20 protein-coding genes and 2 pseudogenes are annotated in these 24688 nt (G+C 71.2%); 9 read left to right on the top strand and 13 right to left on the bottom strand.

Annotated elements, in window-relative coordinates; all coding sequences use genetic code 11:
* Positions 1 to 446: 446 nt before the first annotated feature.
* On the bottom strand, positions 447 to 1394 hold the full coding sequence (locus AAFF41_RS41955; protein WP_319749142.1) for an SCO0930 family lipoprotein: 948 nt from the start codon (positions 1392 to 1394) through the stop codon (positions 447 to 449).
* Positions 1395 to 1676: 282 nt separating this feature from the next.
* Here AAFF41_RS41955 and AAFF41_RS41950 point away from each other — a divergent pair, with 282 nt between their 5' ends.
* The 3 genes from AAFF41_RS41950 to AAFF41_RS41940 all read left to right on the top strand — a co-directional run bounded on the left by AAFF41_RS41950 (position 1677) and on the right by AAFF41_RS41940 (position 3828).
* Positions 1677 to 2228: a hypothetical protein gene (locus AAFF41_RS41950; protein ID WP_319749143.1), complete on the top strand. Its 552-nt coding sequence runs from the start codon at positions 1677 to 1679 to the stop codon at positions 2226 to 2228.
* A 15-nt stretch (positions 2229 to 2243) separates the two neighbouring features.
* Positions 2244 to 3008: a bestrophin-like domain gene (locus AAFF41_RS41945; protein ID WP_319749144.1), complete on the top strand. Its 765-nt coding sequence runs from the start codon at positions 2244 to 2246 to the stop codon at positions 3006 to 3008.
* A 223-nt stretch (positions 3009 to 3231) separates the two neighbouring features.
* Positions 3232 to 3828: a hypothetical protein gene (locus AAFF41_RS41940; RefSeq protein WP_319749145.1), complete on the top strand. Its 597-nt coding sequence runs from the start codon at positions 3232 to 3234 to the stop codon at positions 3826 to 3828.
* A 109-nt stretch (positions 3829 to 3937) separates the two neighbouring features.
* Here the strand turns inward: AAFF41_RS41940 and AAFF41_RS51880 are convergent, their stop codons facing one another.
* The gene (locus tag AAFF41_RS51880; RefSeq protein WP_425526207.1) at positions 3938 to 4780 is read right to left on the bottom strand and encodes a hypothetical protein; all 843 of its coding nucleotides are present in this window, start codon (positions 4778 to 4780) and stop codon (positions 3938 to 3940) included.
* Positions 4781 to 5112: 332 nt separating this feature from the next.
* Between AAFF41_RS51880 and AAFF41_RS41930 the strand changes: the two genes are divergently transcribed.
* Positions 5113 to 5775 (top strand): class F sortase, encoded by a 663-nt coding sequence (locus AAFF41_RS41930; protein ID WP_319749146.1) that lies wholly within the window; start codon positions 5113 to 5115, stop codon positions 5773 to 5775.
* 82 nt (positions 5776 to 5857) lie between these two features.
* On the opposite strand, the gene AAFF41_RS41925 is transcribed toward AAFF41_RS41930, so the two are convergent.
* Positions 5858 to 6694, bottom strand: a complete 837-nt coding sequence (locus AAFF41_RS41925; protein ID WP_319749148.1) for a polysaccharide deacetylase family protein — start codon at positions 6692 to 6694, stop codon at positions 5858 to 5860.
* An 81-nt stretch (positions 6695 to 6775) separates the two neighbouring features.
* Positions 6776 to 10063, bottom strand: coding sequence for a bifunctional lysylphosphatidylglycerol synthetase/lysine--tRNA ligase LysX (gene lysX, locus AAFF41_RS41920; RefSeq protein WP_343325696.1), 3288 nt, complete (start codon positions 10061 to 10063; stop codon positions 6776 to 6778).
* Positions 10064 to 10251: 188 nt separating this feature from the next.
* Between lysX and AAFF41_RS41915 the strand changes: the two genes are divergently transcribed.
* Positions 10252 to 10716, top strand: a complete 465-nt coding sequence (locus AAFF41_RS41915) for a universal stress protein (protein WP_319749150.1) — start codon at positions 10252 to 10254, stop codon at positions 10714 to 10716.
* Between the two features lie 65 nt (positions 10717 to 10781).
* On the opposite strand, the gene AAFF41_RS41910 is transcribed toward AAFF41_RS41915, so the two are convergent.
* Entirely contained in the window at positions 10782 to 11936 is a 1155-nt protein-coding gene (locus AAFF41_RS41910) for a CapA family protein (protein WP_343325695.1), read from the bottom strand.
* Positions 11937 to 12177: 241 nt separating this feature from the next.
* Between AAFF41_RS41910 and AAFF41_RS41905 the strand changes: the two are divergent.
* The 3 genes and pseudogenes from AAFF41_RS41905 to AAFF41_RS41895 all read left to right on the top strand — a co-directional run bounded on the left by AAFF41_RS41905 (position 12178) and on the right by AAFF41_RS41895 (position 14275).
* Positions 12178 to 12716, top strand: a pseudogene (locus AAFF41_RS41905) (sigma-70 family RNA polymerase sigma factor).
* A 151-nt stretch (positions 12717 to 12867) separates the two neighbouring features.
* Entirely contained in the window at positions 12868 to 13383 is a 516-nt protein-coding gene (locus tag AAFF41_RS41900) for a hypothetical protein (RefSeq protein ID WP_054234932.1), read from the top strand.
* Positions 13384 to 13618: 235 nt separating this feature from the next.
* Entirely contained in the window at positions 13619 to 14275 is a 657-nt protein-coding gene (locus AAFF41_RS41895; RefSeq protein WP_319749153.1) for an anti-sigma factor family protein, read from the top strand.
* Between the two features lie 28 nt (positions 14276 to 14303).
* On the opposite strand, the gene AAFF41_RS41890 is transcribed toward AAFF41_RS41895, so the two are convergent.
* From AAFF41_RS41890 to AAFF41_RS41880, 3 genes and pseudogenes are all read right to left on the bottom strand, one after another.
* Positions 14304 to 15164: an Fpg/Nei family DNA glycosylase gene (locus AAFF41_RS41890; RefSeq protein ID WP_319749154.1), complete on the bottom strand. Its 861-nt coding sequence runs from the start codon at positions 15162 to 15164 to the stop codon at positions 14304 to 14306.
* An 87-nt stretch (positions 15165 to 15251) separates the two neighbouring features.
* Positions 15252 to 17326, bottom strand: a pseudogene (locus tag AAFF41_RS41885) (SpoIIE family protein phosphatase).
* A 101-nt stretch (positions 17327 to 17427) separates the two neighbouring features.
* Positions 17428 to 18747 carry a DUF6777 domain-containing protein gene (locus AAFF41_RS41880; protein WP_319749156.1) on the bottom strand — a complete coding sequence of 440 codons (1320 nt, stop codon included), beginning with the start codon at positions 18745 to 18747 and terminating at the stop codon, positions 17428 to 17430.
* Between the two features lie 176 nt (positions 18748 to 18923).
* Between AAFF41_RS41880 and AAFF41_RS41875 the strand changes: the two genes are divergently transcribed.
* Positions 18924 to 20345 (top strand): lipase maturation factor family protein, encoded by a 1422-nt coding sequence (locus AAFF41_RS41875; protein ID WP_343325694.1) that lies wholly within the window; start codon positions 18924 to 18926, stop codon positions 20343 to 20345.
* A gap of 28 nt (positions 20346 to 20373) precedes the next feature.
* Here the strand turns inward: AAFF41_RS41875 and AAFF41_RS41870 are convergent, their stop codons facing one another.
* Genes AAFF41_RS41870 through AAFF41_RS41850 form a run of 5 tightly spaced genes read right to left on the bottom strand, consistent with a single transcriptional unit; the run spans position 20374 to position 24656 of the window.
* A complete protein-coding gene (locus AAFF41_RS41870; protein ID WP_343325693.1) occupies positions 20374 to 21213 on the bottom strand; it encodes an amidohydrolase family protein in 840 nt (279 codons plus the stop codon).
* A complete protein-coding gene (locus AAFF41_RS41865; RefSeq protein WP_319749159.1) occupies positions 21210 to 21524 on the bottom strand; it encodes an L-rhamnose mutarotase in 315 nt (104 codons plus the stop codon). The genes AAFF41_RS41870 and AAFF41_RS41865 overlap by 4 nt, the downstream gene beginning before the upstream one ends.
* Positions 21521 to 22534 carry an aldo/keto reductase gene (locus AAFF41_RS41860; protein WP_319749160.1) on the bottom strand — a complete coding sequence of 338 codons (1014 nt, stop codon included), beginning with the start codon at positions 22532 to 22534 and terminating at the stop codon, positions 21521 to 21523. Before AAFF41_RS41860 ends, AAFF41_RS41865 begins: the two co-directional genes overlap by 4 nt.
* The gene (locus AAFF41_RS41855) at positions 22531 to 23289 is read right to left on the bottom strand and encodes an SDR family NAD(P)-dependent oxidoreductase (protein ID WP_319749161.1); all 759 of its coding nucleotides are present in this window, start codon (positions 23287 to 23289) and stop codon (positions 22531 to 22533) included. The genes AAFF41_RS41860 and AAFF41_RS41855 overlap by 4 nt, the downstream gene beginning before the upstream one ends.
* Positions 23286 to 24656, bottom strand: a complete 1371-nt coding sequence (locus AAFF41_RS41850; RefSeq protein WP_319749162.1) for an L-fuconate dehydratase — start codon at positions 24654 to 24656, stop codon at positions 23286 to 23288. The genes AAFF41_RS41855 and AAFF41_RS41850 overlap by 4 nt, the downstream gene beginning before the upstream one ends.
* Positions 24657 to 24688 lie beyond the last annotated feature (32 nt).

Below are 24688 nucleotides of genomic sequence, written 5' to 3'. Positions count from 1 at the left end.
AGGCGTAGTCGACGACGTAGGCGATCCGGTGTTCGAGCTGAGGCTACTGATCGTCCGTCAAAGGAGCGAGTCAAAACGGAAATTGACCGTCCGTTCACCGTCACTGCCTCGGGCATGTGCCGAATTGGCGCCCGGTGCAGGTCAGTCGAACACGCCGATCCCTGTCACCGCGAAATCGATGCGAAGCATTCCAAAAAGTTCGTGGGAGTTACGAAGCGTCGCGACGGTATCGGGGCGTCGGGCACCCCTGGTGTGGAAAACTCCCGGGCGTTCGTTCGGCAAGTGAACCGCGCGGTGATCCACCCGCCTCACGTCGTCCGATCCGCGCGCCCCGCCCGTTCCGGGTACGCCAAGAGGTCCGCCCCCTCCGTGCGGTGCGGAGGGGGCGGACCCAGGTCGTACGCGTTGTTCCGGGCGAGATCGATCAACCCTGGGGAGGTGATCCTCTACTTCGGCGCGCCGACCGGCTTTCCGTCGGGGGCGACGGCGTACCAAGTGCCGCCCACGCCCTGACCGTTGGTGTCCCCGGCCGCCTTGTCACCGGAGAAGGTGTAGATGGGCCAGCAGTTGACGGTCATCTGCTTGGCGCCGTCCGGGCGGGTGAAGCCCATCAGGCCCTTCTTCTTCACGCCCTTGGTGTCACTGGCGGAGACCGGGGCCACGACGGGCCACTTCTCCAGGCAGGCACCGGTGCAGGCGGACTTCGGGACGGGCCAGGCCTGGTCCTTCAGGAAGCGGTAGACCGTCCGGCCGTTCTTGTCGACGATGATCTCGCCGAGCTTGGGGTCGTTGCGGGTCGACAGGCCCGGCAGGGAGGCCAGGGTGGCCTTCTTGCCGTCGGGGGCGGAGGCGTACCAAGTGCCGCCGACGCCTTGGCCGTTGGTGTCACCGGCCTTGGTGTCCTTGGCGTACCGGTACATCGGCCAGCCGCCGATCGTCAGCTGCTTGGTGCCGTCCGGGCGGGTGACCTCGCCGAGCAGGGCCTTGTCCACACCAGTGGCGGCCACGGCGCCGTCGGCGGGAACGGGCGGCCAAGCGGTCGCGCAGTCGCCGTCACAGTTCGACTTCGGCGGCTCGGCGGTGTCCTTCTCGAAGCGGTACAGGGTGAATCCGGCGCTGTCGGTCAGCACCTTGCCGAGCGTCGTGCTTTCCGCGACGGCCAGCTGACCTGCGGATTCCGCCTTGGGGGCGGCACTCTGCTGGTCGGCGCCGTAGCCATTGGGAGAGGTGGTGCTGCTACTGGTGGCCTGACCGTAACCGTTGGCTGCCGCGGCGGCGCCCACGTTCTGGCTCCCCGTCGACTGGGTGCCCGATTCCTGACCGCACGCCGTCGTGAGCGCCAGCACGGCCGCAGCTGTCGCTACGAGTGAGGCGCTCCGCCAGGAGGTCTTCATTGGGTAACTCCCACTGTTCGCGTTAAGGGTTGCAGCGCCCTGCTGCGCCGCGCATGGCCCTAGGTACGGGCGGGAGTGGCGGATGTGTTCAACGGCCGCACAAAAAACTTTCGGAACGCTGTGACACACCCCACCCCGGCATGTATCTCGCGCATCTGTTCCCACCCCGGTGGCCGTGTCCCGAGAGGGCGTCAAACCGGTCCGAGCCGGACGTCCTTCGTTCGGGGGCAATACCCGTCGGCTCCGGCGTGCACGGGCGCTGTACGGCTCATGATCTCGGTCGTGCATGGACCACAGCGGACCCGGTCCGCCCTCGTCATACGGGTGTTGGCGCTGCTGACGCTGACCTGGATCATCGGCGGCGCGCCGGCCTCGGCGGCGGTCGCCGACTCCTGCGCGTACGCCTCCATCGGCCCGGAGGGCACGGACGCGGTGGCGGTGGCCGGCGGCGACCTCTGCACCATCAGCCCGCCGCCCCCGTCGCCCACGCCCCCACCCATTCCGAAACCGCCGCCCCCACCACCCCCGGCGCCTCCGCCCAAACCCAGGCCGAAACCCCCGCCGCCGGCTCCTCCGCCACCGCCTCCACCCGCCTCGCCGACCCCGCGGCCCCCCACCGTGGCGCCCCCGCCGAGACCGGCGCCGAAGCCCACACCGACGCCTACGCCCACGCGCAAGGCGCGGCCCAAACCGTCGGCGACCCCGGTGAGATATCCGGCCTACCGCGCCCCGACGCGCAAGCACTCGCCCCGCAGCGGACCGTCCCTGGTCTCGCTCACCCTGCTCGTCACCGTGCCCGCGTTGCTCGCCGTCGCGGCGCTGCGTCCGCGCTGACCCCTGGAGGCACCCTTGTCGGAATGGCTTGTTCTCGTCCTCGCGATGGCGGCGGCGTGTGTCGTCGTCCTCGTCGTGTCCCTCGTACGCACCCGCCGGGCCCCCGACGACGAGGATCCGTCCGAGACCCCGGACGTGATCGAATACATGACCATGATGATCGGCGTGGTCTACGCCATCGTCCTGGGACTGGCCATCGCCGGAGTCTGGGAGGCCCGCAGCGCCGCCCAGGACCATGTGCAGGCGGAGGCGCAGGCCCTGCACGAGATCTCGGAGCGGGTCCGCGTCTACCCGCCGGACGTGCGCGACCGTATTCGCGGCGACGTCGACGCGTACGTCGGATACGTCGTCAAAACCGAGTGGAAGACCATGGCCGACCACGATCATGTCACCGCCAAGGGCGGCCGGCTCTTCGAGGTCGTGCGCCAGGACGTCAGCGAATACCGGCCGAGGTCGGACTTCGAGGCCCAGACCTACCAGCCGCTGGTCGACCAGGTGACCGCGGCCGACGCGGCACGCAACGCCCGCGCCGACTCGACGGACGCGACCATGCCGGGCGTGGTGTGGTTCGGGCTGATCACCGGAGCCGTGGTCACCATCGGAATGGTGTTCGCGCTCCAGATCCGGCGCACCAAGCGGGAACTGATCCTCGCCGGGCTCTTCTCCGCCCTGATCGCGTTCCTGCTCTTCCTGATCTGGGACTTCGACGCGCCCTACAGCCGGGGGATCACAGCCTCGGCGGAACCGTTCACGGCACTGTTCCCGCACCTTCCGAAGTGACCGGCCTCCCTTAACGGCCGGCGGATCGGGGGACGGACGCCACACCGCGTCCGTCCCCCGCTCGCGCACCCGCATTCCCCCGTACGGCCCACCCGGTTACCCCGTTCGCGCTACTGCGATCGCGCCGACGTGCACGCCTTCCTAGCGTTTCGAACATCGAGGCGCATTTCAGACGCAGGCGGAAGGTCCGCAGCAAGGCTCCTCGGGGACCCGGAGGCTCACCATGCACGCGATACGCGTGGCTTCGGCCGCACTGCTGGGCGCGACCGCCCTCACCCTTTCGGCAACCGCCGCTCTCGCCGGAAACGGCGACGGAAACAGTGACGGCGGCCGTAGCAGTGGCCGTGACAGTGGTCGGGGCAACAACAACATCACCTCGTTCGGCTTCAACGTGCAGCCGCAGAGCATCGCGGCGGGCGGCCGGCTCCGGCTGACCGCGGAGAGCTGCGACTCCGTCGCCAGGGTCTCCTCGGAAGTCTTCGACACGGTCACGATCCCCAGGGGCCAGTCGTCGGCGACGGCCCTGATCGACGCGGACGCCAGAGCGGGCTCGGTGTACCAGGTGACGTTCCAGTGCGGCAACGAGAGCGGCCACACCGAGCTGACCATCGCCCCCGGCCGCTCCGGTACCACCTACTCCGACCCGACCCAGGTCCAGGTCCCGGCCTCCGTGCAGCGAGGCGTCAAGGCCGGTGTCGGCGGGAGCTCCGGCGGTGGCTTCGACCTCAAGGAGATCGGCCTGGGAACCGCGCTCATCGCCGGCTGTGTCGGCACAGCGTGGTCCATGACGCGCCGCCGCGTCACGGACGAGGAGTCCTGATCACTCGCCGCTCGGGGCCCTTCTCGCCCCGGATCTCGGCGAGAAGGGCCGGGGCGAAGGCCTGTCACACACACGCTCCGCGGGGCTCTGCCAAGGGTGCCGGCACCGCTCAGTTCCGCCGTTCGGACCTGCGACGCAGCCAGAACACCCCACCGCCGACGACACCGGCGGTCATCAGTCCGCCGCCGATCGCCACGTCGGCGGGCGCCGCTCCGCCGACGCTGCCACCCAGACCAGCTCTGACACCGCCGATGACGGCGAAGGCCGCGGGCCGGGTCAGCCTTCGGCCGTCGCAGTGGACCGTGACGTCGTACGACCCCCGGCGCGCGTCACGGTCGACGATGACCGTCGCGATGGACGTGTCGCCGCCCACCCGGCGCAGCAGCGTAGTGGGGAAGACCCGCGAGGAGACCGTACTGCCGGGCCTCAGGCACGCTTCGCCGTCCACGGTGATCGACAGCTGGCCGCCCCGCGCGATGACACTGGGCCGGACGAGGATGTTCCGTACCTCGAAGCGGCGGTTGTCATCGAAGCGGCCATTGTCGTTGAACCGGCCGTTGTCGTTGAAGCGGCCATTGTCGTTGAAGCGGCCATTGTCGTTGAACCGGCCGTTGTCACCCAGGCGGCCGCCACCGACCACGCCACCGCCGCCGATCACCACGCCACCGCCGCCGACCACCCCGCCACCGACCACGCCACCGCCGCCGACCACGCCACCGCCGCCGACCACCCCGCCACCGCCTACCACACCACCGCCGCTCTCCAGCCCGGTGCCGTTGCCCGGTCCACCGGGGTTGCCCAGTCGCTCGTTGCCGCTCGACTCGTTGTTGCTCGGCTCGTTGTTGCCCGACTCATTGCTGCCCGGTTCGTTCGATGCCGTCGCCACCGGGGCGGCGAGCCCCACCGCGGCGACCACGGCGGCAGAAACCGCCAGGGCACGAGTTGTACGCATGTGATCCTCCGCGGAAGACGCCCCGGGAACCGTCCCCGGTCGATCGGCGAGAAAGCGCCTCCCATACAGACCCTCAGATGCGGTGCACGGGGGCGCATTTCGAGAATGGTCCGTCCTGGTGAGAAGACACGCCGAAGGATTTCCACACAATCGGATATTGCCGCAGGTCACGGACCGTCAGAAATTTCCTGCCCTCGGCAACTCGGATGGCTCACCACACGGATGCCCCGACACCCGTTCGCCCGCGCCCCGTCGCCTGCCGGGCATGCTCCACTTAGCGTTCTGGTATGCGCGACGGACGCGGCGACGGTCGCGTCGAGAGGGGATTGCGAATGTTTGCGTCCGAGGTGGTCGAAGAGGAGGAGCGGCAGAAGAAGCGCGCCCCGTGGGGCGTGATAGCGCTTGTTCTGCTGACCGGCCTCGCACTCATTCGGAATGGTTCCGGTGAGTTCGACGTGGGCCCTCCGCAGCCCGCGACGGCGGCGGCAGCGGACAGCAGGACGCCCGTCGCCACCTTCTCCAACGGGCCCGCCGCGTTGCCGTACTCCGTGGTGGACCGGGTCAGGATCCCGGCGATCCAGGTGGATGCCCCGGTCGTGCCGGTGGGTCTCGACTCGGCCGGCTGGGTCGACGCGCCGCCGCCCGACAATGCCAATCTCGCGGGCTGGTTCACCGGTGCGGTGTCGCCCGGCGAGAAGGGCACGGCCGTGATCGTGGGCCATGTGGACAACATGCGGGGACCGGCCGTCTTCTACGGGCTCGGTGCCCTCAAGAAGGGAAACCGGGTCGAGGTTCAGCGAAAGGACGGGAAGACCGCCACTTTCGAGATCTACGGCGTCGACGTATTCGCGAAGAACAACTTCCCCGGTGACCGGGTGTACGGCAGCAAGGGCACCCCGGAATTGCGGGTCATCACCTGCGGAGGCGGTTTCTCCAAGCAGCACGGCTACGACGGGAACGTCGTCGTGTTCGCCCGCCTGGTCGAGGTCCGCTGAGACTCCCCGCCGACGGGCCCGGGCGCTGTTCCCGGGCCCGTCGGCGGAGTCGGGGGCGACCGCGACCGCTCCCCGCTCCCGCTCAGAGGTCCTCGCGGTGCGGCACCGTGAGGTGGTAGCCGGAGTCGAGGAGTACGGGCAGGTAGTCGCGCAGGGCGCTGACGGACTGGGAGCGGTCGCCGCCCGCGTCGTGGGAGAGGACGACGACGCCGGGGGCGGCGCCCTCCTCCACCCGGTCGACGATGGTGGCGGTGCCCGGGGTGGTCCAGTCGAGGCTGTCGACCGTCCAGGCCATCGGTTCCATGCCGAGGTCGGCGCCGATCTGGAAGGTCGCCCGGTTCCAGGCCCCATAGGGCGCGCGGAACCAGACGGGCCGTTCGCCGTAGGCGTCCTCGATGACGTCGCTGGTGCGCGCGATCTCGGAGCGGATCTCGGAGCGCCGGAGCTCGGTCAGCAACGGGTGCGTCCAGGTGTGGTTGCCGACGACGTGCCCGTCGTCGGCCATCTCCGCCAGCAGGTCCTTGTTGTCGACGGCCATCTCCCCGCAGACGAAGAACATCGCCCGCACGTCGTGCTTGCGCAGGGTGCGCAGAATGCTCGGGGTGTAGCGCGGATCGGGTCCGTCGTCGAAGGTCAGTACCATCGTGCGGCCGCGCCCGCTCACCCGCAGGATCGGCTCACGCCGGACAGCGGGCTTGCCGGGCGTCCGGCGCGACGGAGCGGATCCGGTCATCGGCTCGAGGCGGTACGCGGAGGGCTTGAGTGCCTGGCGCGCTTGCGGGCCCCCGGCCACGGGTGCGCCCCGCACCGGGCTCCCGGGCGGATCTGCGGTGAGGACGCGGGCCGTGCCCGCCACCCCCAGGACGGCGGTGCCGGCGATCAGCAGTCGGCGCCGCGTAATCAGCTGATACTTTTTCATGATTAATCAGACGCCCAATGGAGGCACATCGCGGCTGAGCAACACCGGTGCGGACTCACGAAAGCGCCCGTTGGGACCAGCTCAGCGCCGACGCACCAGGGGGAACGGCAATGTCTCCCGAATCGTCAGCCCCGTGAGGAACATGACCAGCCGGTCCACCCCGATGCCGAGCCCGCCGGTCGGCGGCATCGCGTACTCCAGCGCGTCGAGGAAGTCCTCGTCGAGTTCCATCGCCTCGGGATCTCCCCCGGCGGCCCGCAGCGACTGCGCGGTCAGCCGCCGCCGCTGCTCCACGGGGTCGGTCAACTCCGAGTACGCGGTGCCCAGTTCGGTGCCGAAGGCGACGAGGTCCCAGCGTTCGGCGAGGCGCGGGTCGGTGCGGTGCTGCCGGGCGAGCGGGGAGACATCGGTCGGGAAGTCCTTGTAGAACGTGGGCAGCAGGGTCTTCTCCTCGACCAGTCGTTCGTACATCTCCAGTACGACGTCACCCGGTCCGTCGTCCGGCCGATACGGCACTCCCGCACGGTCGCACAGCTGGTGCAGGTCCGCCACGGACGCGCCGGGGTCCACCTCCTCCCCCAGGGCCTCCGAGATCGCGCCGTACACCGTCTTGACCGGCCACGGGCCGGAGATGTCGTACTCGGTGCCGTCCCTGCGGGCGACGGGCGCGCCGAAGGCGGCGGTCGCGGCGCCCTGGATCAGTTCGCGGGTGAGGCCGAGCATCACGTCGTAGTCGGCGAACGCCTGGTAGGCCTCCAGCATGGTGAACTCGGGGTTGTGCTTGTAGGAGACGCCCTCGTTGCGGAAGGTGCGCCCCATCTCGAAGACCTTCTCCAGGCCGCCCACGCACAGCCGCTTGAGGTAGAGCTCGGGGGCGATGCGCAGGTACATGTTCAGGTCGTAGGCGTTGATGTGGGTGGTGAACGGACGGGCGTTGGCGCCACCGTGGATCTGCTGGAGCATCGGCGTCTCGACCTCGAGATAGCCCCGGTCCAGCAGGCCCTGGCGCAGCGCCTGCACGGCGGTGGAGCGGGCCCGCAGGACCTCGCGGGCGTCGGGGCTGGACACCAGGTCGAGATAGCGGCGGCGCACCTTCGCCTCGGGGTCGGCGAGGCCCCGGCGCTTGTCGGGCAGCGGGCGCAGGCATTTGCCGGAGAGCTGCCAGGAGGAGACGAAGACGGTCGGTTCGCCCAGGTCGCTGACGCCGACCAGGCCCTCGGCGGTGATGAGGTCGCCGATGTCGACGTCCTGGCGGAAGCGCCTGAGTTCGGGTCCGGACTCCAGCCGGGTGAGGGCGAGCTGAAGATCGCCGGACCAGTCGCGCAGGACGGCGAACACGATCCCGCCGAAGTCCCGTACGAGGAGGACGCGCCCGGCGACGGTCACGTGGTGTCCCGCCGGCCCCGCGCGGACCTCGGCGAGGGTGTGGGTGCGGGACGGGACGCCCACCGGATAGGGGTCGACTCCGTCGGCGAGCAGCCGGTCGAGCGAACGGTGGCGGAGGCGGATCTGTTCGGGCAGGCCCGCGGTCGGATCGGTGGCCGCCGCCTCCTCGCCCTCGTCGAGGCCGAGGGCCGACAGCGAGGGCAGGCCCGCGGTGCTCGCGGGGTGGGGTCCGGTCCTCGGGTGCCCCTTGCCCCAGAGCTTGCGCAGCGAGGGCACGGAGACGAAGCCCTCGGCGATGCCGGACGCCAGGCCGATGCGGGCGAGGGAGCCGGTGTCGCCGTAACAGATGAAGCGGGGGTACCACTCGGGCTGGAACTTGGCGTTGGACCGGTAGAGGGCCTCCAGCTGCCACCACCGGGAGAAGAACAGCAGCAGTCCGCGCCAGAGCCGGAGCACCGGACCCGCACCGATCCGGGCGCCCTCCTCGAAGACCGACCGGAACACCGCGAAGTTGAGGGAGATGCGCCGTACGCCGAACGTCCCGGCCGCCGCGCACACCTCGGCGACCATGAACTCCATGACGCCGTTCGGGGCGCTGCGGTCGCGGCGCATGAGGTCGAGCGAGATGCCGTCCTTGCCCCAGGGCACGAAGGACAGCAGCGCGAGGAGCTTGCCCTCGGGCGTCAGGGCCTCGACGAGCAGGCAGTCGCCGTCCGCGGGGTCGCCGAGCCGGTCCAGCGCCATGGAGAAGCCGCGCTCGGTCTCGGTGTCGCGCCAGGCGTCCGCCTTGTCGATGATCTCCTCCATCTCCTCGTCGGTGAGGCTGGAGTGGCGGCGTACCCGGCAGGTGGCGCCGGTGCGCCGTACGCGGTTCACCGCCTGGCGGGTGACACGCATGTCGCGGCCGTCCAGGTCGAAGCCGGCGACGTGCAGGATCGCCTCGTCGCCGAGTTCGAGCGCGCCGAGCCCGGCGCGCGCGAAGGCCTTGGCCCCGTCCTCCGAGGTGCCCATGACGGCGGGCGCCCAGGCGTAGCGGCGGGCCAGGCCGAGCCAGGCCTCGATGGCGTGCGGCCAGGCCTCGCGGTCGCCGACGGGGTCGCCGCTGGCCAGGCAGACGCCGGCCTCGACGCGGTAGGTGACGGCGGCCTTGCCGCTGGGTGAGAAGACGACGGCCTTGTCGCGGCGGGTGGCGAAGTAGCCGAGGGAGTCGTCGGCGCCGTACGCCCGCAGGAGGGCGCGGATGCGGGCCTCCTCGTCGCCGCGCAGGGCCGCCTCCAGGCGCTGGGAGCGGAAGAGGGTGGCGACGGCGTTGAGCTGGGCGAGGGCACCGAGGAGGCCGAGGACGAAGAAGAGCTTGCGGGGCGGGCGCCCGCTGAACGAACTGCTGGGGACCAGCCCGCCGCACACCCGGCTGGCCGCCCACACCAGCCGTTCTTCCGAGGCCAGCGTGCCGGGGAACCACTCGACCAGGCCCCAGCCGATCAGGATCGCCACGGCGAGTCCGACGAGCAGCACGGCCAGGGCGCGCCATACGGCGCCGCGCCGGGAGTCGGCGTAGAACTCGCGGCGCGCCACGATCAGGAGCACCAGCAGCAGTCCGCAGGCGATGAAGGACGGCAGCGACTCGGCGTACAGGCCCATCGCCAGGCCGGCGACGTCGAAGAAGACCAGCACGCCGAGGTAGACGACGACCAGCCACCAGGCGACCTTCTTGCGGGCGGCGGTCGCGGCGGCGAGCAGGAAGAGGAAGACGGCGTACGCGAGGTTGGCGCTGACCGGGACGATCAACAGGTCGAGGAAGGCAACGACGGGGTACAGCAGACGGCGCACGGGAGCGAAGAAGGCCAGCAGGACGCACAGCAGCGAGAGGGCGCCGAAGAAGGCCGCGAAGCCTTCGGGCACCTTGCTGAGGAAGCCGACCCGGGACGGCGGTACGGGACCCGTGGCATCCCTCGGTCCGCGGGCCTCCACGGTGGCGCTCATGATGTCGACTCTAGGAAGCCCCGGCCGCAGGCGCCCGTCGAGCGCCGGGCCGCTCGTCGCCGACGCGGACGGCGGTCGCGGCGGGTCCTGGCGGGCCGTGGCGGCGGACACTTCACCCGTTCCGTCGCATGCGGGACGCAGCAGGGCCGCCCTGCTCCCGACCTGCGGCTTCCGATAGCCTCGGTGGTGTGGCGGAACAGCAACCCTCGCACCGGTTCGAGCGTGGCACGGACGGTCCCAAGGTCATTGTCGTCGGCGTGGACGGCTCCGACTCGTCGCTGCGCGCTGCGTCCTACGCCGGCGGGCTGGCCAGGCGGCAGCACTCGCTGCTCGCCCTCGTGTACGTGCAGCCCGTCATGGCCGCCGGAGCGGCACTCGGGGCGCCGGTCGCCGAGACGACCGACCAGATCGCCGAGGACCTCGTCGCGCAGATCCGGGACGCCACCGAGCGGGTCAAGGACATATTCGCGGTGCGCTGGGAGTTCCACACCTTCCGCGGCGATCCCTACAACGGTCTGGTGACGGCCGCGGACGAGCTCAAGGCGGACGCCGTGGTGGTCGGTGCCTCCGAGCAGGCGGGGCACCGGATCATCGGGTCGGTGGCGATCCGGCTGGTGAAGGCGGGCCGCTGGCCGGTCACGGTCGTCCCCTAGATCCCACGGACCGCATAGGCCCCGTGGGTTCCTTGGGCCCCATGGCTCCGTGAACTCCGTGGGTCCTACTGCGCCATCATCAGGCCGTCGTGGGCCGCGCCGCGGCTGAGCACCACGTCACGGATGCGGTCGCGTACGCCGGCCAGGTCGGCGCCCTGGGCCAGAGCCGCGTTGATGTCGACGACCCGCCCGGCGTCGATGTCGAACAGCTGCGGTACGAACTCCGCCTTCGTGACCTCCCAGCGGTCTCCCTGGCGCGCGGGCGGGGCGAAGGTGAAGCGGGCGAGGGTGCTCTCGTTGCCCCGGGAGTCCTGGAGGCCTTGGCGGTTGAACATCTCCCCCGCGACCTGGTCGCCCATCCCGTAGACGACCCACGTGCCGTTGACCTTCTCGTAGGCCTGCGGGACACGCGCGTGCGTGCCGAGGATCAGGTCGATGTCGGGCCGCCCGTTCGTGCGCGAGGCGGTGAGCTCCCGGCTCAGCGTCATCTGCTGGGTGTTGGGCTGTTCCTGCCATTCGGTGCCCCAGTGCAGGGACACGACGACCACGTCGGCGCCCGCCTTCCTGGCGGCCCGGGCGTCCGCGAGGATCCGGTCGCGGTCGATGAGGTTGACGCTCCAGGGCTGCCCCTGGGGCATCGGGAAGCCGTCCGTGCCGTAGGTGTAGGCGAGGTGGGCGACCATCGCGCTGCCCGCGCGCAGGAGGGTGGGCACATACGCCTCCTGCGCCGTGCGCGCTGATCCCGCGTGCCGTACGCCGGCGAGGTCGAGGGCGTCCAGGGTGCGCCGTACGCCCGCGGCGCCGTCGTCCAGGGAGTGGTTGGAGGCGGTGGAGCAGGCGTCGTACCCGGTCGCGGCGAGCCCGTCGGCCACCTGCGGTGGAATCTTGAAGGCCGGGTTGCCGGTGTGGTCGCCGTCGGATCCGTACACGGTCTCCATGTGACAGATCGCCAGGTCGGCACTGGAGACCAGGGGTTTCACCCCTTCGAACATCGGCAGGAAGTCGTAACCGGTGCCGCCCGCGTCGGCGTTCGCCCGCTCGGTGACCGAGGTGTGCGCCAGCACGTCGCCGGACGCGACGAGGGTGAAGCCGTGGGGGGTGAGGGGCGCGCCGGGGTGCCCCGTGCTCCGGGCCGACGGCTCCTGGTCGGCCCGGCAGCCGGCACCCACGACAAGTACGGCCGCGAGAGCGATGGCGGCCAGTCGACTACGTGTGATCATGCCCAGCCTCGATACGGTCATATTTAAGTAGGAAGTGGATCAAATCCATCCAATCGAAAGAAGGGAGTCAAGGAGCGACGCGCATCCGTAGCCCGTCCGGCCCTCGGGGAACCGCCCGTCGGGGCGCCACCGGGCCCCGCTGAACCGTTCACCGCGCCGTTCACCGACGGCATCGACCGCCCACCGCAGACCCGTGCCCCGGGCCTGTCCCAGCAGAGCGGCACCCGCTGGCATACACGCCATGACGGCCGGAACCACCACCAAGACGACCGCCGAACACGAGTTGGCCGCGCTGCAGCGCGAGCACGGCCGGCCCTCTTCGCCCTGCTCCTGCGGCTCTCCGACGGCGACCGCCAACGCGCCGAGGATCTGCTGCAGGAGACGCTCGTCCGCGCCTGGCAGCACCCCGAGGCGCTGCGCGCCGACGACTTCGACTCCGTACGTCCCTGGCTGCTCACCGTGGGACGGCGGCTCGCGATCGATGCGCGGCGGGCCCGCCAGGCGCGTCCGCCGGAGGTCGGGGACGCGGTGCTGGAAAGCGCGCGGGTCTGCGCGGATCACGCCGAAAGGTCGGCGGCGACGCTCGATGTGCGGGAGGCTGTGAAGACACTCACTCCCGAGCATCGTGAAGTCCTGGTGCTGGTGTACTTCCAGGGGGCGAGTGTGGCGGAGGCCGCCGCAGCGCTCGGAATTCCGCCCGGTACCGTGAAGTCTCGTGCGTACTACGCGCTGCGCGCCCTGCGCCGGGTTCTTCCGGGATACGCGGCCGACCTGCGGTGAAACCGAAGGCCGAGTCAAACCTCCGTAAAGCGCCTTGCTGAGGACCATGGTTGAGCAATCAGCTGTCCTCATCCGTGTTCCGGATCGGGGGAAACCCCCAAGGGCTCGGGATCGGGCGACGCGCACGCAAACCGGAGGAAGGCAGGAAGGGATGCTGCACAGAGGCCAAGAGAGCACGGACGGCACCGGCGGTGGGGAACTCACCGTCCCCATGGCGTGGTTGTACGCCGAGTACATCGCCGACGAGCTGCTGCGGACCGGCGACCTGATGCCGCCCACGTCCTTCGAGTTCCGCGCCGGGCGTGACGCCCTGGCACTGACCATCTTCCTCTCGGACACCGACGGCGAGCTCTCGGGCATCCGGGTCGTCTCGCAGTTGGAGACCTGGCTCTCGCTGACGGCGTACGACCAGCCGTGGCAGGACTGGGTGCGCGAGCACATGGCGCGGCGCGCGGCCGAGGCGGTCGAGTCCGGCGGCCCCGCCCCGGACCTGGAACTGGCGACGGCGGCCTGGCGCTGGCTGGAGGAGACCGAACTGCTCGCGCCGGACCTGGACGCCGTGCCCGGAGGCGGGCCGATCCCGGGCGAGGACGACGGTCCGAAGGTGTGGACACCGGCCTGGCGACTGGGTCTGCCCCTGGGACATCTGGCGATCCATCTCTTCTGATCGCCACGACCGGGCGGACCGCCGGTAACCCCTGTTCAGGGCTCCGCACTCCGCCAAACAAGTTTTCCGCACAACTTTTTTCGGGCTCGCACCAATCCGCGAGCCCACCCGCTCCGAATGTCTTGGCCGCGATTCCGAACGAGTCTTGAGTGATTCGACGGTCTGGTGCGTACCCGTGGGCAACAGCAACACCACTCCCACCCCGCACCATCGCCACGAGGATTCGGTATTCGGTATGAGGTCCCTGGAACGGCATCGCGACGTCGGCGCCTACGCGCTCGGCGTGCTGGACGAGGCGGAGGCGTTCCGCTTCGAGGATCACCTCATGGAGTGCCCCCAGTGCGCGGCGCACGTGAGTGAGTTCAGGCCCGCCACGCGACAGCTGATGCTGTACCGGCATGCCACCCCACGCTCCGTGCACCCCTTCGCCGCCCCCGGGCCGCGCCTGATGGACAAACTCCTCAGTGAGGTGGCGACCCGGCACCGGGCCGGGCGCAGGCGCTGGTTGTACGCGGTGGCCGCCGCCGTGGTGCTCGCGGTGGGCGGTCCGTCGCTCGCGATGGTCACGTCGCACGGTTCCGGGTCACAGACGGCCGCGGTCGCGTCGACGGACGCGCAGACCGGCGTGTGGGCCAAGGTCACCACCGCGGACCGCATCTGGGGCAGCCAGGTCGAGGTCGAGGTCAAGGACACCGGGGGCCCGCGCCCCTGTCAGCTCGTCGCCATCGGCAAGGACGGTTCGCAGCAGACGGTGACGAGTTGGATGGTGCCCGCGCACAACGGCGAGGCGACCACCCTGCAGGGCGGCGCCGCGCTCAAGTCCGACGAGATCAGCCGGTTCGAGGTGCGTACGACGGACGGCAAGCACCTGGTGACCGTCACGCCCCACTGATCCCGGGCCGTTCCCCGCTGCTCCCGGGCTATTTGAGCAGCCGGGACAACCGGCGGTCCGCGAGTGGCCTGCCTCCCGTCTGGCAGGTCGGGCAGTACTGCAGCGAGGAGTCGCTGAAGGAGACCTCGCGGATGGTGTCGCCGCACACCGGACAGGGCTCGCCCGCTCTGCCGTGCACCCGCAGCCCGCTCTTCTTCTCCGCCTTGAGGCGCCCCGCGGCCAGACCGTGGGAGCGCTCCACGGCCTCGGTGAGCGTGGAGCGCAGCGCCTCGTAGAGACGGGTCGTCTCCTCGGGGGTCAGTGAGGCGGCCAGCTTGAAGGGGGACATCCTGGCGGCGTGCAGGATCTCGTCGCTGTACGCGTTTCCCACACCGGCGATCAGGCTCTGGTCCCGGAGTGCGCCCTTGAGCTGGCGGCGCTCACCCGCGAGCAGCCGGGCGAACCGTGCCTCGTCGAAGTCGGCGGCGAGCGGGTCGGGGCCGAGGCGCGCCACGCCGGGGATCTCCGCCGGGTCCCGGACGACGTACACCGCGAGTCTCTTCTGTGTGCCGGCCTCGGTGAGGTCGAAGCCCTCGCCGGTCTCCAGGGCGACACGCAGCGCGAGCGGGCCCTTGCCGGGCCGGGGCGGGCCGTCGGGCAGCGTGTCCCTCCAGTGCAGCCAGCCCGCGCGGGCCAGGTGGGTCACGAAGTGCAGCCCGTCGGCCTCGATGTCGAGGAACTTGCCGTGCCGGCGCACGGCGGTCACCTCACGGCCCTCGAAGGCGGAGACGGGCGGGTCGTAGGTCTTCAGGACACTGATGGCGACGGGCAGCACGCGCACGACCTCGCGGCCGACGAGATGGTCGGCCAGGAAGTCCTTGAGCGCTTCGACCTCTGGCAGTTCCGGCATGGCTCCAGAGTGCCACCCCCCACCGACAACACCAGCCGAACCGCCCGCCTTCTGAGGTAACGGCGGCCGGTCCCCCGCGACACCCGGTCAGCCCCGTTCCGGGACCAGGAACTCGCACCACACGCACTTGCCGCCGCCGCGCGCCTCCACGCCCCACACGTCGGCGAGGCGGTCGACCAGGAGGAGTCCGCGGCCGGAGACGCCGGACACACCCGCCTCACGGCGGCGCGGCAGGGCGCTGGAGGAGTCCTCGACCTCGGCGCGCAGCCGACGGCCCGGGCCGCTCAGGACCCGCAGGGTGACGATCGCGGCGCCTTCGGTGTGCATGAGGGCGTTGGTGATCAGCTCGTCGGCGACCAGTTCGACCTCGTCGGCGCGCTCTCCCCGCCCCAGGCGCGGACCGCGGCCCGGATCATGTGCCGGGCCTCGGTGAGCGCCTCGGGGTCGCCGGGGGCGACATGGTGCTGGAGCCGCCCGCCGGACTGCTGGGGCCCGGGGCCCCGGCGGCGCAGCGCCAGCAGGGCCACGTCGTCGTCGCCGCCGCGTTCCTCGGCCACGTCGATGAGCCGGTCGGCGAGGTCGCGTACGTCGTCCGGGCCCGAGCAGATCAGCTCCATGAGGGTGTGCATGCCCTCGTCGAGGTCGACGCCGGGCTGCTCGACCAGGCCGTCGGTGCACAGCACCAGGGTCTGTCCGGGGTCCAGTTCGACCGTGTCGACGGGGTATTCGAGGCGCCCGAACAAGGCGGACAGACCCAGCGGCAGGCCCCCCGCGACGGACTGCCTGCGGCAGGTGCCGTCGTTCTGCCGGATCACCGGGTCGATGTGGCCGGCCCGCACCAGCTGGACGACTCCGGTGGACAGGTCGGCCTCCGCGTACAGGCAGGTCGCGAAGCGGTCGGTGTCGAGTTCGTGCAGGAAGACCGAGGCGCGGGCCATCACGGTGGCGGGGGTGTGTCCCTCGGCGGCGTAGGCCCGCAGCACGATCCGCAACTGGCCCATGACGGCGGCGGCGTGGGTGTCGTGGCCCTGGACGTCCCCGATGACGGCGCCGACGCGACCGCCGGGCAGCGGGATCACGTCGTACCAGTCGCCGCCTATGTCCCTGCCGAGGGAGGCGGAACGGTAGCGGACGGCGATGTCGGCGCCGGGCACGCTGGGTATGGAGCGCGGCAGCATGGCCTGCTGGAGGCCCTGCGCGAGATCCTTCTCCTGCTCGTAGAACATGGCCCGCTGGAGGCTCTGGGCGATGCTGCTGCCGAGCGCGACGAGGACGTTGCGCTCCTCCGACGAGAAGCCGCGCCGGTCGTTGTAGAGCAGTCCCATCGCGCCGATGGGGCGGGCCTGCGCGATGAGCGGCAGGTAGGCGGCCGAGGTGATCTTGAGGTCGGTGATGTGCGGCCACAGGAGCGGATACGAGTCGGCGAAGTCCTCGGGCGACTCGATGAAGCGCGGGGCGAGGGTGCGTACGGCCTCGCTCATCGGGTACTGCTCGTCGATGCGGGTGACCATGGTGCCGGGGACGAAGCTGCCCTCGGGGCCCTCGGCGACCAGCCGTATGCGTCCGGCCTCGACCAGGCCCATGACCAGGCTCGTCGCGCCGAGGTGGGTGAGGCCGTGGGAGTCCTTGAGGACGTCGATGACGTCCTGGACGGTACGGGCGTGGGCGAGGGCGGCCGTGGTGATCTGCACGACGTTCGTCTGCTGGCGCCGCGCCTCGTCCTGGGCCGCCTGTTCGCGGCGCGCCGCGCTCTCGCCGAGCTCCTGCGTGGCGTCGCGGACGATACCGATGATCCGGCGCGGCCGGCCCGTCCCGTCGCGGCGGATGTAGCCCTGGGTGTGGGTCCAGCGCAGCGAGCCGTCGCGGCAGCGGATGCGGAAGTAGGCGCCGTAGTTCTCGCTGCCGTCCTTGAGGGCGTGCGAGACCAGCGTGTCGAGACGGATCCCCTCGGTCGCGGGCACCCGCAGGGACAGGGTCTCGGGGCGGCCGTCGTACTCCTCGGGACGCACGTCGAAGACTTCGTGGGCCTGGGCGTCCATCTGCATCAGACCGGAGTCCAGGTCCCATTCGAAACTGCCCATGCGGTTGAGCGCCAGGATCGGATCCGGGTGGGCGGGCCAGTCGTCCGGGAGTGACAGGGCGCTCGCTCCCCGATCAACCATGCGCCCACCTTGCCAGTATTCGGCCGATTATTCGACTTCTGGGACGTCCGGAATGCGACTTCGGGAGAGTCCGGATCCGGGCTCTCCCGACCACTCGGCGCTCAGCCGTCGAAGACGTCCGTCGGGGCGTCGAAGACGGTGTCCGCGTCGGGCGACTCGTCGGGGATGAGACCACCGCCGTCGGGCAGGTCGGGGATCTCCGGAACGGTGTCGGGGCCGATCTCCTCCTCCGAGGGGTCCAGCGGGGCGAGGGGGTCCTGCGGGGCGTTCCGGTCGCTCTCCGTGGAGGTGGGGGCGGGGGTCCGCGGCGCCAGGGGCGGCAGGGAGATGTCGGGCCGTGGGGTCGGAGAGGCGGTCGGCGAGACCGTCGGAGAGGCGGTCGGCGGGGCGGTCGTGGTGGGCGGGAGACAGTCCGACACCGCGGCCACCGGAGCCTCCGCCGGCGCGCCGCGGTCCGGCATGCCCGGGGTTCCCTCCGGGGTGACGGTCAGGGTGGGCGCCACACAGTCGGACGGCCGCTCGTCCGCGAAGGGGCCCGTCCGCGGGCTCTGCTCCGGGGCCGTGCTCGGGCTGGTACCGGGACTCGTACCGGGACTTGTGCCGGGGCTTGCGTCGGTGCGACGGCCTGGGCTCGCGGCCGAGACGGGCGGCCGCAGGACGACGTCCCGGTGGCCGTCGTCCCCGATCCGCCGCGCGATCCACCTGTTGTCGACGATGTCGATGATCGTGATGTTCCTGATCGCGGTGGACGCCGGGGTCACGACGACAACGTTGCCAGGACGGAAACCGGACCAGGGCTGCCCCTGGATCCCCGGGGTCGTCCTGGACACGACGGGCGGGTTCAGCGGGTTGCCGCCGGCGCAGCGCACACGCGGCACGCCCCGGTCGTCGACGAGGACCGCGGTGCCCCGCTGGAGCACCGACTGGAAGCTGGTCGCCCGGCCGTCCCGGAAGCCGTGGTCGGTGACCTGTGTGTCGGCGCGCAGCACGACCGAGGTCAGACCGCGCAGAAAGTCCGGGACGGCCGCTTGCGGGACGCCTGCCGCCTGCGCGAAGGAGCGCGCCTTGCCGGGGTCCGAGGAGAGGAAGCCGATCTGCTTCCCGACGTCACAGCTACCGACGGCCCTGGTGCCGCCGTAGAGGCCGGGTGTGGAGCCGGGGAAGGAGCGCACGCCCTGCGCGGCGGAGCCACGGTTCGCGGGTGTCGCCGGGTACGGCATTCGGGTGATGAACGGCGAGTCGGCGGCGGTGGACGCGGTGAACGGGTCGCGGCCGCCGCCGGCGACCGACTGCAGGAAGACCTCACCGCCGTCGGCCCCGGACGCGGCCCTCTCGCCGCCTCGGCCGCCACACCCGGCGACGAGGAGCGCCGCCGAGAGCGCGCAGGCCATGACGAAGGCTCGGGTGGGTATGTGCACCACGCTGTTCTCCTGTCGCACCACGTTCTCCCGTTGCACTGCTTCCTCCCGCTGCACCGCGACCTCCCGGTCACTCAGGGCGTTTCGTCCACTATTGTCTGCGTCGCCCAGTTGGCACACGCAAGCGGAGACGGTCACCGAGCGTCACAATGGAAGACAAGCGAAGAGGAGTGGCTCGCGTGCAGTGGTTCGTCGCCCCCGACTACTGGCTGAGCCGGCTGGTCTTCCAGCGGGCCCTGGCCGCGGTGTACCTCGTCGCCTTCCTGGGCGCGGCGCTCCAGTTCCGTGCGCTGATCGGGGAGCGGGGCATGCTTCCCGTGCCCCGGTTCCTGGCGCGGGTCGCGTTCCGCGACGCGCCGAGCGTGTTCCACCTGCGCTACTCGGACCGCCTCTTCGCGGCCTGGGCCTGGGCGGGCTGCGCGGTGTCGGTGGCGCTGATCGCCGGCCTGGACCAGCGGCTCCCGCTCTGCGGGGCCATGGCGCTCTGGCTGGTGCCCTGGGCGATGTACCTGTCGATCGTCAATGTGGGCCAGACCTGGTACGCGTTCGGCTGGGAGTCCCTGCTCCTGGAAGTCGGTTTCCTCGCCGTGTTCCTCGGCAACGACGAGGTGGCCCCGCCGGTCGTCGTCCTCTTCCTGCTGCGCTGGGTGCTGTTTCGCGTGGAGTTCGGCGCCGGGCTGATCAAGATGCGCGGGGACTCCTGCTGGCGGGAGCTGACCTGCCTCGACTACCACCACGAGACCCAGCCGATGCCGGGACCGCTGAGCTGGTTCTTCCACCGCCTCCCCAAGCCCTTCCACCGGGTCGAGGTGGCGGCGAACCACTTCACCCAGCTCGTCGTGCCCGTCCTCCTCTTCACCCCGCAGCCGATCGCGACGGCGGCAGCGTCGCTGATGGTCCTCACCCAGCTCTGGCTGGTCCTGTCCGGCAACTTCGCCTGGCTGAACTGGACCACGATCGTGCTGGCCCTCTCCGCGATCGAGTTCCCCACCACTCCCCCGCACGTGGCAGGGCCGCCCCTCTGGTACGAGATCGTGGTCCTCGCGGTCGCGGCGGGCCTGGCGGCCCTCAGCTACCGCCCCGCCCGCAACCTGGTCTCCCGGCGCCAGGTCATGAACCGCTCCTTCGACCCGCTGCACCTGGTCAACACCTACGGCGCGTTCGGCAGCGTCAGCCGGGTGCGCCACGAGGTGGTCGTCGAGGGCACGGCGGACCCCGTGCCGCGGGAGGACTCGGAGTGGAAGGAGTACGAGTTCAAGGGCAAACCGGGCGATCCCCGCCACTGGCCGCGCCAGTACGCGCCGTACCATCTGCGGCTCGACTGGCTGATGTGGTTCGCGGCGCTCTCCCCCGCGTACGCCGCCTCCTGGTTCACGGGCCTGGTCGAACGGCTTCTGGAGAACGACCGGGACACACTACGGCTGTTGCGCCGCTGTCCATTCCCGGCGGACGCCCCACCCCGGTACGTCCGCGCCCGCCTCTACCGCTACCGCTACACGACCTGGCATGAGCTGCGGGAGACGGGCGCGTGCTGGCACCGCACGTATGTGCGGGAGTTCCTGCCGCCGATGCGGCTGGAGTGGGTGGATCAGAGCCGGTAGATCGGACTCTGCGGAGCGGACCGGTTGATCAGAGCCGGTAGACACGGGTGGCGGTGCCGCCGAAGACCTCGGCGCGTTCCTCCGCGCCAAGTCCCCCGGTCAACTCCTCGGCCACATCGACCACTTGGCCGTACGACGCCGCCAGCGTGCACACCGGCCAGTCGGAGCCGAACATCAGCCGGCCGGGTCCGAAGGCGTCCAGGACCGTGTCCGCGTAGGGGCGCAGCCCGTCGACCGTCCACGTCGCGTGGTCCGCCTCGGTGACCATGCCGGAGAGTTTGCACACGGTGTTGGGGAGCGCGGCCAGCGCCCGGACGGCCGTCGCCCACGGTCGCAGCGTGCCGGTGACGATCGGTGGCTTGCCCAAGTGGTCGAGGACGAAGGTGAGTCCGGTGTGGCCGGCGGCGGCCCGGACACAGGCCGGCAGCTGGTGCGGTAGCACGACCAGGTCGTAGACGAGTCCCGCCTCGGCGACGGCGGCGAGTCCGTCCCGTACGTCCGGACGCAGCAGCCACTCCGGGTCGGGCTCGCCCTGTACCTGGTGGCGGATGCCCTTGAGGTGGCGGCCGCCCGGCAGCCCCCGCAGCCGGGCCAGCTCGTCGGCGACGTCCGGCCGGGTCAGGTCGGTCCAGCCGACCACACCCGCGATCAGCTCGCCCTGCTCCGCGAGGGCGAGGAACTCAGGGGTCTCCTCGGGCACGGTGATCGTCTGTACGAGGACCGTGCGGTCGACGCCGGCGGCGCGTGCCTGCGGTGCGAGGTCCGACACGCCGAAATCACGTCGCAGTGGCCGGAGTTCGGGCCCGGTGATCCAGTCCTGGTCGCGGACCGAGAGGTCCCACACGTGGTGGTGCGCGTCCACCCTCACGGCAGCTCCCACACGACGGGCAGCCCTGCCTCCGCGCCCTCGCTCGAGTAGTCGTGGACGACGTCGAGGAGTTCGGCCATGCGTGCCTGCCAGGCGATGTTGACCGGCAGTTTCTCCAGTTCGGCGAGCAGGTGCCCGTAGTCCTCGCACTCCAGGACGTGGAAGAGGTCGGTGCCGCTGCGCCAGATCGTCCAGGAGGTGGCTCCGGCGGCGCGGACGGCCGCGGTGAGCTCTTCGGGAACCTCCCGGTGGGCGGCCTCGTACGCGGCGACGCGGTCCGCGCGGACCTTGGTGTGCAGAGCGACTCTCATGACGGGTCCTGTGGGGGTACGGGTACGGGGGCGTCCTCGGGCAGCAGCTTCGCCTCGCGCAGCTCCCGCCAGAAGTCCTCCGGCACCGGGGTCGTGAACTGCTCGACACAGTCGCGGACTTCGTGCGCCGAGCGGGCACCGGCCAGGACGCTCGCGACGGCCGGGTGGGCGGCGGGAAACGCCAGCGCGGCGGCGCGCAGGGTGGTGCCGTGCCGCTCCGCGATCTCCTTCAGTCGCAGGGCACGGTCCAGCAACTCCGCCGGTGCGGTCGTGTAGTTGTAGGTCGCTCCGGGCCTCGGGTCGGCCAGCAGGCCCGAGTTGAAGGCGCCGCCGATGACCACCGAGGTACCGCGCTCCTGGGCGGCCGGCAGCAGCTCGGTCAGCGCGGCGTGGTCGAGCAGGGTGTAGCGGCCCGCGCACAGCACCACGTCCACGTCCGTGTCGCGGACGAAGCGGGTGAGCATCTCGGCCTGGTTCATGCCCGCGCCGATCGCGCCGACCACGCCTTCAGAGCGCAGCCGCTCCAGGGCCGGATAGCCCTCGTGGAAGGCCTGCTCGGCGTGGTCGTCCGGGTCGTGGAGGTAGACGATGTCCACGCGCTCCAGGCCCAGGCGTTCGAGGCTGGCCTCGATGCCGCGTCGTACGCCCTCGGCGCTGAAGTCCCAGACGCGGCGGTGCGTGGCGGGCACCGCGAAGCCGTCGGCCAGGTCGTCGCCGTCCGCGTCCGCGCCCGTGGGTTCCAGGAGGCGACCCACCTTGGTGGAGAGGGTGTACTCGGAGCGGGGGCGATCGCCCAGGGCCGCGCCGAGACGGCGTTCGGAGAGGCCGATGCCGTAGTGCGGGGCGGTGTCGTAGGAGCGGATGCCCCCGGACCAGGCGGCGTCCACGGTCTCGTACGCCTGTTCGTCGCTGACGGCGGTGAACAGGTTGCCGATGCCCGCGGCGCCGAAGGACAGGGCACTGACCTCGACACCGCTGTTCCCGAGCGTGCCCGTTCCGAGCGTGCTCACTGGCCCACCGGCCGCAGTCGCAGTCCCTGCATGCCGCCGTCCACGGCGAGCGCGGTACCGGTGGTGGCGCCGGACAGCGGGCTCGCCAGGTAGGCGATGGCGCCGGCGACCTCGTCCGCCGAGACGAGCCGCCCGGAGGGCTGGCGGGCCTCCAGGGCGGCCCGTTCGGCGGCCGGGTCGGTGGCGGCGTCGAGGAGGCGGCCGACCCAGGGGGTGTCGGCGGTGCCGGGGTTCACACAGTTGACGCGGACGCCCTCGCGGAGGTGGTCGGCGGCCATCGCCAGGGTGAGGGAGAGGACGGCGCCCTTGGTGGCGGAGTACAGGGCGCGCTGCGGGAGCCCGGCGGTGGCGGCGATGGAGCAGGTGTTCACGATCGCGGCGTGCGCGGATTCCCGCAGGTGGGGCAGGGCGGCGCGGGCGGTACGGACCATGCCGACGACATTGACGTCCAGGACCCGGTGCCACTCGTCGTCGGCGTTGTCCTCGACGGTGCCCTGGGCGCCGATCCCGGCGTTGTTGATCAGCACGTCGAGTCCCCCGAGGTCCGCGACGGCCGCGGCCACGGCCTCGCGTACGGAGGCGTCGTCGGTGACGTCGGCGCGGTGACCGAGCAGGGGCTTCTCGACCGTCGAAGGGTCCAGGTCGAGGACGGCGACCCGCGCCCCACGGGCGGCGAGCAGCTCGGCGGTGGCACGGCCGATGCCGGAGGCGCCACCGGTCACCAGCGCCTTGAGTCCTTCGAAGTCGGCACTCACGCGGCTTCCCCCTTCTGCTTGTCGCTCGGCTGGCTGTCGGACTTCTGGTGGGCGAGGTCGGCGGCCCAGAAGGTGCCGCCGGGGTAGGTGAACTCCGCGATGGACTGCGGCCGCATGGTCGCGGAGAAGCCCGGCGCGGTGGGTGCCGTGTAGTGACCCTGCCTGATCACCACCGGGGCGAGGAAGTGGTCGTGCAGATGGTCGACGTATTCGATGACCCGGTCGTCGGTGGTGCCGGAGAGCGCCACGAAGTCGAACATCGACAGGTGCTGGACGAGTTCGCACAGGCCGACCCCGCCCGCGTGCGGGCAGACCGGCACGCCGAACTTGGCCGCGAGGAGCAGGATGGCGAGGTTCTCGTTGACGCCGGCGACGCGGGCGGCGTCGATCTGCAGGACGTCGATGGCGCCGGCCTGGAGGAGCTGTTTGAAGACGACACGGTTCTGGACGTGTTCGCCGGTGGCGACCTTGACGGGGGCGACGGCCTCGCGGACGGCGGCGTGGCCGAGGACGTCGTCGGGGCTGGTGGGCTCCTCGATCCAGTAGGGCTCGAACTCGGCGAGGGCCTTGGTCCAGGTGATCGCCTCGTCCACGTTCCAGCGCTGGTTGGCGTCGATGGCGATCCGGATGTCGGGGCCGACCACCGAGCGGGCGACCCGGCAGCGGCGTACGTCGTCCGCGAGGTCGGCACCCACCTTCAGCTTGATCTGCCGGAACCCGTCGGCGACGGCCTCGGCGGCGAGGCGGGTGAGCTTCTCGTCGCTGTAGCCGAGCCAGCCGGGCGAGGTGGTGTAGGCGGGGAAGCCCTTCTCCCGGAGGGTCGCGGCGCGCTCGGCGGCGCCCTCCCGGCCACGACGCAGCAGTTCGAGCGCCTCCTCGGGGGTGAGGGCGTCCGTGAGGTAGCGGAAGTCGACCTGGCGGACCAGCCACTCCGGTTCGGCGTCGGCGAGCAGCTGCCACAGGGGCTTCCCGGCACGCTTGGCGGCCAGGTCCCACACGGCGTTGACGACGGCGCCGATCGCCATGTGCATCACGCCCTTCTCGGGCCCGAGCCAGCGCAGCTGACTGTCCCCGATCAGGTCCCGGGCGAGGGAGCCCGGGTCCGCGCACAGCTCGTCGACCGAGCGTCCGACCACATGCCCGCGCAGCGCCTCGATCGCGGCGACCTGGACGTCGTTGCCCCGCCCGATGGTGAAGGTGAAGCCGTGCCCCTCGGGACAGTCGGCCGCGTCGCCGCGCAGCACGACGTACGCCGCCGAGTAGTCGGGGTCCGGGTTCATCGCGTCGGAGCCGTCGAGCTCGCGCGAGGTGGGGAAACGGATGTCGTAGGTGTCGACCGCGGTGATACGGGCGGCAGTTGGGGACACGGGAGGCCTTTCGGTCCGGGACAGGGGCGTAC

Source organism: Streptomyces mirabilis (genome assembly GCF_039503195.1).
GTDB classification, from domain to species: Bacteria; Actinomycetota; Actinomycetes; order Streptomycetales; family Streptomycetaceae; genus Streptomyces; species Streptomyces mirabilis_D.
The sequence above is the reverse complement of the archived record's forward strand: the minus strand, read 5'-3'. Positions and strand labels throughout refer to the sequence as shown.

Excerpts from the sequence above, each read along its gene's own strand:
- AAFF41_RS41900 (WP_054234932.1), top strand. The coding sequence starts at position 12,868 with ATGCTGCACAGAGGCCAAGAGAGCACGGACGGCACCGGCGGTGGGGAA.
- AAFF41_RS41895 (WP_319749153.1), top strand. The coding sequence starts at position 13,619 with ATGAGGTCCCTGGAACGGCATCGCGACGTCGGCGCCTACGCGCTCGGC.
- AAFF41_RS41955 (WP_319749142.1), bottom strand. The coding sequence starts at position 1,394 with ATGAAGACCTCCTGGCGGAGCGCCTCACTCGTAGCGACAGCTGCGGCC.
- lysX (WP_343325696.1), bottom strand. The coding sequence starts at position 10,063 with ATGAGCGCCACCGTGGAGGCCCGCGGACCGAGGGATGCCACGGGTCCC.
- AAFF41_RS51880 (WP_425526207.1), bottom strand. The coding sequence starts at position 4,780 with ATGCGTACAACTCGTGCCCTGGCGGTTTCTGCCGCCGTGGTCGCCGCG.
- AAFF41_RS41890 (WP_319749154.1), bottom strand. The coding sequence starts at position 15,164 with ATGCCGGAACTGCCAGAGGTCGAAGCGCTCAAGGACTTCCTGGCCGAC.
- AAFF41_RS41865 (WP_319749159.1), bottom strand. The coding sequence starts at position 21,524 with ATGAGAGTCGCTCTGCACACCAAGGTCCGCGCGGACCGCGTCGCCGCG.
- AAFF41_RS41925 (WP_319749148.1), bottom strand. The coding sequence starts at position 6,694 with ATGAAAAAGTATCAGCTGATTACGCGGCGCCGACTGCTGATCGCCGGC.
- AAFF41_RS41940 (WP_319749145.1), top strand. The coding sequence starts at position 3,232 with ATGCACGCGATACGCGTGGCTTCGGCCGCACTGCTGGGCGCGACCGCC.
- AAFF41_RS41910 (WP_343325695.1), bottom strand. The coding sequence starts at position 11,936 with ATGATCACACGTAGTCGACTGGCCGCCATCGCTCTCGCGGCCGTACTT.
- AAFF41_RS41930 (WP_319749146.1), top strand. The coding sequence starts at position 5,113 with ATGTTTGCGTCCGAGGTGGTCGAAGAGGAGGAGCGGCAGAAGAAGCGC.